Origin of the sequence: Flavobacterium esculini (genome assembly GCF_048284325.1) — a bacterium.
Lineage (GTDB): Bacteria > Bacteroidota > Bacteroidia > Flavobacteriales > Flavobacteriaceae > Flavobacterium.
Window position 1 is genome coordinate 1 of the sequence record NZ_JBLVPI010000030.1, and the last position, 11,647, is coordinate 11,647.

An 11,647-nucleotide genomic window follows, 5' to 3' on the forward strand; every position below is an offset into this window, starting at 1 on the left:
GCCCGCCTGCGCAGATGGTACTGCAGTTATGTGGGAGAGTATGTCGTCGCCTTTCTTTGATCTGAACTCGTTTCAGGTTCTATTAAATCCTCATCATTAATTTGATGAGGATTTTTTTTTGTTCCTAACTTTTTTGATATACTAAAAGAGAGGCAATCCGGGATCAATCCTAAAAAGGTTTGGGATTAAGTATAAATAGATGATTCGATGATTCAGAAAGTTATTAAAAAGCTTGATTCGGATCAGTATGTCAAAAAATTCAAGTGGAAGGATCATTTGTTTAGTATGTTTTTTTTGCTGTTTAGAAAAGTGCAATTCTTTACGTGAAGTTAATGGAGGAATGCTTGGTTTATCTGGTAAAGAGGATACTGTTAGAATCAATCATCTTCTTAGAAAGAGTACTTTGTCGAATGTCAACAAGGGAAAAAAGTGGAGTATTTAAAGAAATTTATAACAACCTGCTCAAGAAAAATTAGTTTTCTTTTATCGGACAGCTGAATTCAGATAGCATTAGTGAAGAATGTTAAAATTGTAGATAGCACAACGATATGCCTATTTAAAGATATGCTTAAATGCTTAGGAAGAAAGGCTGTAGCAGGGAAATCAAGTCCATAATGTAATAAATTCCGATGAAATAGTGCCGAATTTAGCACATACAATCAGTTTTTAGAAAAACTTAAATGTGATGGGCATACCGTTTATATATTTAATAAAGGATACAAAGATTACAAGTTTTTTGAACATTTTACTGAGCAAAAACAAGGGGGTAGCCCGAAAAAAAGCGAATACATAATACGTAGTAACGCAAAAAAAGCTCTATTTTAGAAAATATTCATAACGGTATTTTGTCGGATGATATCATAGGGGTTGAAGTTGATAAAGGAAGTATATAAACCAAATTGAAATTAAGGAAAATAGAATACCATGACAGAGAATATAAAAAGAACCTTTGAATTTATAAGTAATCTATTTGAGTTTAGTGCAGGTACGATAGCTGCACTTTATAAAATAAGATGGTAGATTGAATTTTTGTTCTAACAAATGAAGCAAAACTTTTTCCTAATTTTTTTTAGGTGATAATGAAAATGCTATTAAAATTCAAATTTATTGTTCCTGATAGTAAATCTTTTGATAGAAGTTGTAAAGATAAGCTTGAACAGAGAATGCTCAAATTTTTTAGTTTTTCTAGAATTCTTTTATTCATCTAACCAAATTTTTAAAGTAGCGAAAACGACTGAAAATTAGACACGGAAAACGATGGACAATTAGGCCTGTTTGAAGATTATCTGGGGAGTGGATAATTTGATAAGTCAAACTAAATAAAAATATTTTTTTAGTTATTGAATTCTCATGACAGTAGCAAAAAATCAAACTAAGACATACCGAAACCTTGTTAAGTGCCTAAATATATTAGAACCAATTAAGATTTCTTTTTTTTATCGACAGAAATGAAAATAGATATACAAACATATATTTAATTGATTAATAATAAGTTAATTGTATTGTTGATAGTTACTTTGTAATTATGCTTTTGCTTGTGATATTAAGTTAAATGTTGATAATTTAGTTAAAATTTTATTAAATTTTAATTCGCGGACTCAAAATATATTCCTACTTTTATTCTTTAAATTATCAATCATTTTTATTGCTATTAGTAATTAATGCGAAATAAGACATAAATAGTAGTTGCAAATATAACAAAAAAGAAAGAAATATCTTTCAAGTTATTTATTAAAAAGTCTGAAAATCAGTTTGTTTAACATGTACCGGAGCATTTTTAAATGCAGGATTATTCAGGTTAAATTTGTGAAATTAATGCAAATTTATTCTACAATTCGGGAACAATTTGAAAAAGATTTAAAATATACATCTCAGCGATTAAGTAATAACAACAGGCGAGATTTAAAGTATCAATAAATTATGATAATTTATTTATTTGTATTAGAAGAAGAACAGTGAATTACCGTAAAGCTAATTCATCGATTCCGAATATTTGTATTCCTGGTTTCTCAAAATCGGCTTATATTCTGCGTTTTCTAATCGCTTGAACCGCTTGTCAGAAACTTTCAGGGATTTAGTGACTAGTTTGATTGCTGAATGCAGACCTGACAATTGTTTTTTAAATCAAAGCTTATTGGACTCGATACTGATTATTATCAGGAACACGTTCCGGAAAAGTTGTCAAAGATCACACATATAGAGGATTACTACTCAATAAGAGCATGTGTTGCTATGGAGTAAAAAGAATTATTAATACATCTGTTTGGGATGATAGCAGCTGCTCTTGTGAACTTAATATTTTAACCCATGATGCGCATAAATATATATTAACAACAAAATTCATTTTATGAAAAATAAATTACTTTTATTTTTACTGTTTCATTTGTTATTGGTAAATAAATTAAATGCAGAAAATTTGGCTAATGTTGTAAATACCCATAATGTAAACTTTAATTTAGTAACAACGTTTGTTTCTTCGGATACAATAAAAAAATACAAGAAAACATCAAAGATTTCAAGGACTATTGCTCTTTTATCTCCTCCTTCAACAACTGCAGGAAGCACTTGTGGAGATGGTATGAACCCATCTCAAGTCAATGTCTATGCCTTTAGTAATAATAATTCTGAAACTATAGAGTGGTTTGCCTCTCAAACGTCAGCGAGTCCAATATTTACTGGGAATGTTTATAGTCCAAGTATTATTACAACTAAAACGTATTACGTGCGTAGCCGATCTGGAATTGATATCAGTACACGTGTACCGGTTGTAGCATCAGTTTATTTTGCACCTCCAGCAGTTACTTTGTCCGCTTCTCCAGCAAATAATACTACAAGTCCATTGTGTTTAGGAACGTCTGTTACTTTTACTGCTTCTGGCGGAGCTGATTTATTTGAATTCTCTGTTGATGGTGTTGTAATGCAAACTATGTCCTCAAGCAAAATGTTTACGACTAGTGCTTTAACTGACGGGCAAGTTGTAAGAGTGAGAACAAGGTACGCGGTAAGTATGGATGGAGTTATTACTGAAAAGACATGGGGAACCGGAGCTTTAGAAGATAATTTTCTTTCAGCACCATTATCAGCTAATGCTTCGACTGGATATATTAACTCATTAAAAATTAGTTCTTCTGAGGATAAATTGGTTTTTGGTGTCGCTGGTAAAGTTTTAGATAATAGAAGTTTATTGTTGTTTCTTGATACAAAATCTGGAGGATTTAATATTTCAAATTATGGAGATGAAACAAATTCAGATCCTTTAGTTAGATCTTTCAATATTTTTAATAATAATCCCAGTACGTTTGATTCGTATTTTCAAGCTGATTATTGTTTAGTTATATCAACAGATGCTGGTGAAACAAATTATTATGCGAATGTTATTGAATTAAAAACAGGAACTTCTATTAAAACCTATTTGGGAAGTGCTGCTACAGGATTTCCTTCATCTGTAATGGGTGTTAATAAAAATAATATTGGTATTAATGATTATAATCTTGGTTTTGAAGTTGAAGTTTTAAAATCTCTTATTGGCTATACAACGGGTGATATTAAATTTTTTGCATTAACGATGAATGATAAAGACGATGGTAGCCAAATGGTTACTAATTCTTTTTTAAGTCCGGAAAGAACTAGTAGTTCAGATTATGGGATTGGTTCAATAGATTATAATTTGAAAGATCCAAATCCGGTAGTGGTTTCTTCTGCTGCATTAACGCCTTGTTATTCTGAGGCGAATATTATAATGAATTTTGTTTCTATTCCGATAACGGCTAGTGTGGTTCAACCAACATGTGCCGTCCCATCAGGCAGCATTGCAATAGCCACACAACCAGGCGTTGAATATGGCTTGGATGGTATTACTTATCAAGCTTCAAATACATTTACAGGATTAGCCCCAAATAACTATACTTTGTATGTTAGAAATAAATTAGATAATTCTTGTGTTATTGCTTCAGTAGCGCCTATTACAATTAATGCAATACCTAATCCACCGATTGTTCCAACAGCGGCAATTGTTATGCAAGCAACTTGTGGCAGGCCATCAGGAAGTATTTCTATAACTACGCAATCAGGTACTGAATACAGTTTGGACGGCAATAGTTATCAGGCTTCAAATACATTCTCTGGATTAGCTCCAGCTGATTACACATTGTTTGTTAGAAATATTGGAGATTCTACTTGTCTAGCTTCATCGGCATCAACAACAACAATTAATGCGTTACCAACTCCTCCAATAGTTCCAACAACCGCTAGTGTGGTTCAACCAACATGTGCCGTCCCATCAGGCAGTATTTCAATAACTACGCAATCAGGGGTAGAATACAGTTTGAATGGGACAACCTATCAAGCTTCAAATAGTTTCACAGGATTGACTCCAAATAATTATACGTTGTATGTTAGAAAAATAGCCGATAATACATGTGTAACTTCATCCGCCTCAGGAACAACAATTAATGCGTTACCAACTCCTCCATTAGCTCCGACAACAGCTAGTGTGGTTCAACCAACATGTGGCACACCATCAGGAAGTATTGCTATAACAACACAATCAGGTGTTGAATACAGTTTGAATGGCACAACCTATCAGGGTTCTAATGCTTTTACGGGATTAGCTCCAAATAATTATACGTTGTATGTTAGAAAAATAGCCGATAATACATGTGTGACTTCATCGGTATCAACAACAACAATTAATGCGTTACCAACTCCTCCAATAGCTCCGACAACAGCTAGTGTGGTTCAACCAACTTGTGGGACACCATCCGGAAGCATTACAATAGCTACACAAACAGGGGTAGAATATAGTTTGAATGGTACAACTTACCAAACTTCTAATAGTTTTACAGGATTAGCTCCAAATAATTATACGTTGTATGTTAGAAAAATAGCAGATAATACTTGTGTAACTTCATCGGCCTCAGAAACAACAATTAATGCGTTACCAACTCCTCCAATAGTTCCAACAGCGGCAATTGTTATGCAACCAACTTGTGGCACGCCATCAGGCAGTATTTCAATAACTACGCAATCAGGTGTTGAATACAGTTTGAATGGCACAACCTATCAGGGTTCTAATGCTTTCACGGGATTGGCTCCAAATAATTATACGTTGTATGTTAGAAATACAGCCGATAATACATGTGTAACTTCATCGGCATCAACAACAACAATTAATGCGTTACCAACTCCTCCAATAGTTCCGACAACCGCTAGTGTGGTTCAACCAACATGTGGGACACCATCAGGAAGCATCACTATAACAACACAATCAGGCGTTGAATACAGTTTGAATGGCACAACCTATCAGGGTTCTAATGCTTTCACGGGATTGACTCCAAATAATTATACGTTGTATGTTAGAAAAATAGCAGATAATACATGTATAACTTCATCGGCGTCAGTAACAACAATTAATGCGTTACCAACTCCTCCAATAGTTCCAACAACCGCTAGTGTGGTTCAACCAACATGTGGGACACTATCAGGAAGTATCGCTATAACAACACAATCAGGGGTAGAATACAGTTTGAATGGGACAACCTATCAAGCTTCAAATAGTTTCACAGGATTGACTCCAAATAATTATACGTTGTATGTTAGAAAAATAGCCGATAATACATGTGTGACTTCATCGGTATCAACAACAACAATTAATGCGTTACCAACTCCTCCAATAGCTCCGACAACAGCTAGTGTGGTTCAACCAACTTGTGGGACACCATCCGGAAGGATTACAATAGCTACACAAACAGGGGTAGAATATAGTTTGAATGGTACAACCTATCAAGCTTCAAATAGTTTCACAGGATTGACTCCAAATAATTATACGTTGTATGTTAGAAAAATAGCCGATAATACATGTGTAACTTCATCCGCCTCAGGAACAACAATTAATGCGTTACCAACTCCTCCAATAGCTCCGACAACAGCTAGTGTGGTTCAACCAACTTGTGGGACACCATCCGGAAGCATTACAATAGCTACACAAACAGGGGTAGAATATAGTTTGAATGGTACAATTTACCAAACTTCTAATAGTTTTACAGGATTAGCTCCAAATAATTATACGTTGTATGTTAGAAAAATAGCAGATAATACTTGTGTAACTTCATCGGCCTCAGAAACAACAATTAATGCGTTACCAACTCCTCCAATAGTTCCAACAGCGGCAATTGTTATGCAACCAACTTGTGGCACGCCATCAGGCAGTATTTCAATAACTACGCAATCAGGCGTTGAATACAGTTTGAATGGCACAACCTATCAGGGTTCTAATGCTTTCACGGGATTGGCTCCAAATAATTATACGTTGTATGTTAGAAATACAGCCGATAATACATGTGTAACTTCATCGGCATCAACAACAACAATTAATGCGTTACCAACTCCTCCAATAGTTCCGATAACCGCTAGTGTGGTTCAACCAACATGTGGGACACCATCAGGAAGCATCACTATAACAACACAATCAGGCGTTGAATACAGTTTGAATGGCACAACCTATCAGGGTTCTAATGCTTTCACGGGATTGACTCCAAATAATTATACGTTGTATGTTAGAAAAATAGCAGATAATACATGTATAACTTCATCGGCGTCAGTAACAACAATTAATGCGTTACCAACTCCTCCAATAGTTCCAACAACCGCTAGTGTGGTTCAACCAACATGTGCCGTCCCATCAGGCAGTATTTCAATAACTACGCAATCAGGTGTTGAATACAGTTTGAATGGGACAACCTATCAAGCTTCAAATAGTTTCACCGGATTGACTCCAAATAATTATACGTTGTATGTTAGAAAAATAGCCGATAATACATGTGTAACTTCATCCGCCTCAGGAACAACAATTAATGCGTTACCAACTCCTCCAATAGCTCCGACAACAGCTAGTGTGGTTCAACCAACTTGTGGGACACCATCCGGAAGGATTACAATAGCTACACAAACAGGGGTAGAATATAGTTTGAATGGTACAACTTACCAAACTTCTAATATTTTCACAGGATTGGCTCCAAATAATTATACGTTGTATGTTAGAAAAATAGCAGATAATACTTGTGTGACTTCATCGGTATCAACAACAACAATTAATGCGTTACCAATCCCTCCAATAGCTCCGACAACTGCTAGTGTGGTTCAGCCAACTTGTGGCACACCATCCGGAAGTATTGTAATAACTACACAAACAGGAATGGAATACAGTTTGAATGGTACAACCTATCAAGTTTCTAATGCTTTCACCGGATTGGCTCCAAATAATTATACGTTGTATGTTAGAAAAATAGCTGATAATACTTGCATGACTTCATCGGCATCAGTAACAACAATTAATGCAATAAAAGTAGTTTTAGTTCCAACAACTTCAAGCGTGGTTCAGCCAACTTGTGGCACACCATCCGGAAGTATTTCGATAACGACACAAACAGGAGTAGAGTATAGTTTAAATGGTTCAAGCTTCCAAACATCAAATGTCTTCATAGGATTGGCTCCAAATAATTATACCTTATATGTTAGAAATACATCAGATAATACTTGTGTGACTTCATCGGCCTCGGCCATAACAATTAATCCAGTACCAACTTCTCCTATTATTCCAACCATGGCGAGTGCTGTTCAGCCGACATGTGCGGTACCATCCGGAAGTATTGTAATGGCTCCTCAATCAGGTGTAGAGTATAGTTTGAACGGTACAACTTATCAAGTTTCTAATATTTTCACAGGATTGGCGCCAAATAATTACACCTTGTATGTTAGAAACACGGTTGACACTACTTGTTCAGTACAAAGTGTTGCAAGTGTAACAATTAATGCTCTTCCTGCATTACCGGTAATTCCAACTTTAGCACAAATCAACCAACCAACTTGTCTGGAACCTATGGGTAGAATTCAAATTACCCCTCAAGCAAATGTTCAATACAGTTTAGGGAATGGATATCAAGATAATCCTGAATTTTTAAATTTGGCTCCTGGGAAATATACAATGAGTGTGCGATTTGCTAATAGTATTGCATGTATAACTATTGGTTCTGAAATAACTATAAACGCTATTCCTCCACAAATTCAATTTGAAATTTCAGGAGACTGTGCGTCTAAAGATTATGTTTTAACTGCTAATGCGATAGCTAGTTCGTATGATTCTAATAACGTTGATTATGAATGGAGAGACAGTACAGGTAATCCTGTTGGGACTAATTCTAATATTTTAAATGCTTCAGATGTTATTGCTTCTACCACAATGCAGGAAGTATTTCCTGTAAAATATTCATTAACTGTGAGATCAATTGCTACTGGTTGTGAAACCACAAATACAGCTACTTTAGAATCTATTTATTGTAATATGCAAAAAGGAATTTCTCCTGATGGTAATGGCTCAAACGACTATTTTGATTTAAGATTAATGGATGTAAAAAACTTAGAAATATTTGATAGATATGGTATTAAAGTTTACAATCAGACTAATTATACTGATCAATGGAAAGGTCAGTCCGACAAAGGAAATGAGCTTCCAAGCGCAACCTATTACTATGTGATACAATTCAATAATGGAGAAACGAAAACAGGTTGGATTTATTTAATCAGAGAAAAATAGTAATTAATAAATTTATGGGTTATGAAATTTTCATAGACTAATAAATCGAAAAATAAATAGATATGAACAAAATATTTTTGACGTCTCTTTTGGTTCTTATTACCTATGTGGATTTAAAAGCGCAGCAAGATCCACATTATACCCAATACATGTATAATATGAATGTAATTAATCCAGCGTATGCTGGATCAAAAGAGAATATTTCTTTTGGTCTTTTGTACCGAAAACAATGGGTAAATATAGAAGATGCTCCTACGACCTTTAGTTTTTCGGGACATACACCTGTAGGAAAAAATGTGGGCTTAGGTTTGTCATTTATCTCTGACAAAATAGGTCCTGTTACCGAACAAAATGTATACGGAGATTTTTCTTATACTTTGAAATTAGGAGATGTACAACGATTAGCTTTTGGATTGAAAGCTGGTGCCTCTTTTCACAAAGTAGGGCTTAGGGATATACAATCTAGTTTGCCAGATCCTTCTGAAGGTATTTTTGGAGAAGATATAAATGATGTGTCATTGAATTTAGGAACAGGTATTTTTTATTATACGGATAAATATTATTTCTCATTATCAGTGCCTAATGTCTTAAAAGCAGCGCATTTAGATTATAATGGAAGAGAATATGGTTCAGATATATCCCATTATTTTTTAACAGCAGGATATGTATTCTCTATCAATTATGAATTAAAATTCAAACCTTCATTCATGTTGAAATCAGCATTTAATGTATCGCCTTCTTTGGATGTTTCTGCGAACTTTTTGTACTTGGAGAAATTCGAATTAGGTGCAACATATAGATTAGAAGACAGTTTTGGAGCAATGGTAAATTTTGTAATTACACCTGAATTGAGAATAGGTTATGCCTATGATCATGTTGTTTCAGATTTGAAAGTGACGGCGCCATCTTCACATGAATTCATAGTGTTATATGATTTATTTGTTCCTAAAAAAGTGTCTCGTTCCTCAAGATTTTTCTAATATTTAATTTTATAATTAATGAAAAAATATACTATACTATTGTTTTTTGTTTTAGTTAGCATTTCACTAGCAGCGCAAAATAAGGATACTAAGAATGCGGATAAATTATTTGACAGTTACGAATATGTTCAAGCTGTTAAAGAATATCTAGCTTTAGTTGAAAAAGGAAAGGGAGACGTTTATGTTTATAAACAACTGGCGGACAGTTATTATAATAGGCTTGATACCGCTGAAGCTGAAAAATGGTATGTAGAAACCTTGAAATCTAAACAAGATGCCGAAACGTATTATCGATATGCTCAGGTACTTAAGTCTAACGGAAAATATGCAGAATCTGATGTACAAATGAAAATATTTTCGACTATGTTACCTAATGATGAAAGAACTAAGGAATTTAATGAAAATCCCGATTATCTTTCAAGATTGAAGAAGAAAGCACAACTATTTGAACTAAAAAAAATAAATATTAATTCTAAAAAATCTGATTTTGGAGCATCGCTTTATAATAATGTACTCTATTTTGCAAGTGCAAGAAATCAAAATGGTAAAAATTATGGATGGAACGACGAACCGTTTTTAGATCTTTATCAATCGGTTTATAAAGAGGAAGATGGAAGTTATTCTGAGCCAACTGCAATTTCTGAATTAAATACAGTTTTCCATGAAGGTCCTTTAACGATGACTAAAGATGGTAATACAATTTATTTTTCCAGTGAAAGTTTTAATGAGAAATTATTCAAAAAAGATAAACCCAAAAAATTAAGATACGGTCAGGTAAGTTTATTTAAAGCTGTTAAAGAAAACGGAAAATGGACTGCAGTGACACCACTTCCATTCAATAGTAAGAGTTATTCTACTGGAAATCCATCTATCGATAAAGATGGAAAGTTTCTGTATTTTGCCTCAAATATGCCTGGTTCAATTGGAGGAACTGACTTATGGAAAGTAGCAGTTAGTTCAGATGGAAGCTATGGGATACCTGAGAACATGGGCGATAAAATAAATACGCCAAGTGACGAGAATTTTCCTTTTGTATCAGATGATGCTGTTCTATATTTTTCTTCAAATGGTTTAACGGGATTTGGCGGTTTAGATGTTTTTTCTGTAGATTTAAATGAAATTAGCACGCCTAATAACTTAGGGGCACCAATTAATACAGAAAAAGATGATTTTGCTTTTACGTTCAATAAAGAAAAATATATAGGGTATATATCCAGTAATAGGTCTGGTATAGATCATATTTATAGTGTAGTTCCAGTTTGTAAAGGACAGATTCAAGCAATAGTGAAAAACGCAAAAAACAATACTATTTTAGCTGATTCTAAAGTAATTATTTTAGATGTATATAATAATATTTTAGACACTAAAATGTCTAATAAAAAAGGGGAAGTGTCATATGAGGTTGATTGTCAAAAACCATATGTGTTAGAAGTTCACAAAGATGGATTTGTTACTAAATCATTTCCAGTTGCTAAAATCGAAGAAGAGGTGGTGAGTATAGATGCTGCCATTGATCCAATTGAAATTACAGTAACGGAAAAAGAAATTATATTGAAACCCATTTATTTCGAATTCAATAAAAGCGATATAACCAAACAAGGAGCTGCAGAACTCGATAAATTAGTTTATGTCATGTCACAAAATGATAAACTGGTTATTTATGTTAAGTCTCATACTGATTCAAGAGGTAGTGATGAATATAATTTAGATCTTTCCGATAGAAGAGTTAAGTCTACTATCCAATATATTGTTTCAAAAGGTATTAATACGGATAAAATATCAGGAAAAGGTTTTGGAGAATCTGAACTAAAAGTTACTTGTGGAGATTTATGCACAGATGAGGAGCATTCCTTGAACAGACGCTCAGAGTTTCTGATTATTAAATAAAATCATCACAATTATGACAAACAAAAAGAGGATGTTCAATTGAATATCCTCTTTATGTTTGTTGTTAAATTTTGGTAGCGTCCTACTAACTGTGTAAGTTGAAAAGTTATTCTGAAAAATATTTGAGCTCATTTAAAAAGCTCAAAAATATTTTTTGGAAATAACTTTTTTCCTATTTTTAAACTACATA

3 protein-coding genes are annotated in these 11,647 nt (G+C 33.8%); all 3 read left to right on the forward strand.

Annotated features, from left to right (window positions below; genetic code table 11):
* Positions 1 to 2,347 precede the first annotated feature (2,347 nt).
* The 3 genes from ACNQGG_RS16955 (at position 2,348) to ACNQGG_RS16965 (ending at position 11,457) form a co-directional block, all read left to right on the forward strand.
* Complete coding sequence (locus ACNQGG_RS16955) at positions 2,348 to 8,590, forward strand: T9SS type B sorting domain-containing protein (protein WP_417965988.1); 6,243 nt, start codon at positions 2,348 to 2,350, stop codon at positions 8,588 to 8,590.
* Between the two features lie 62 nt (positions 8,591 to 8,652).
* The gene (locus ACNQGG_RS16960; protein ID WP_417965990.1) at positions 8,653 to 9,570 is read left to right on the forward strand and encodes a PorP/SprF family type IX secretion system membrane protein; all 918 of its coding nucleotides are present in this window, start codon (positions 8,653 to 8,655) and stop codon (positions 9,568 to 9,570) included.
* A gap of 18 nt (positions 9,571 to 9,588) precedes the next feature.
* Positions 9,589 to 11,457, forward strand: a complete 1,869-nt coding sequence (locus ACNQGG_RS16965) for an OmpA family protein (protein ID WP_417965992.1) — start codon at positions 9,589 to 9,591, stop codon at positions 11,455 to 11,457.
* The last annotated feature ends 190 nt before the right edge of the window (positions 11,458 to 11,647 follow it).

Coding starts and splice junctions, on each gene's coding strand:
- ACNQGG_RS16955 (WP_417965988.1), top strand. CDS start 2,348: ATGAAAAATAAATTACTTTTATTTTTACTGTTTCATTTGTTATTGGTA.
- ACNQGG_RS16960 (WP_417965990.1), top strand. CDS start 8,653: ATGAACAAAATATTTTTGACGTCTCTTTTGGTTCTTATTACCTATGTG.
- ACNQGG_RS16965 (WP_417965992.1), top strand. CDS start 9,589: ATGAAAAAATATACTATACTATTGTTTTTTGTTTTAGTTAGCATTTCA.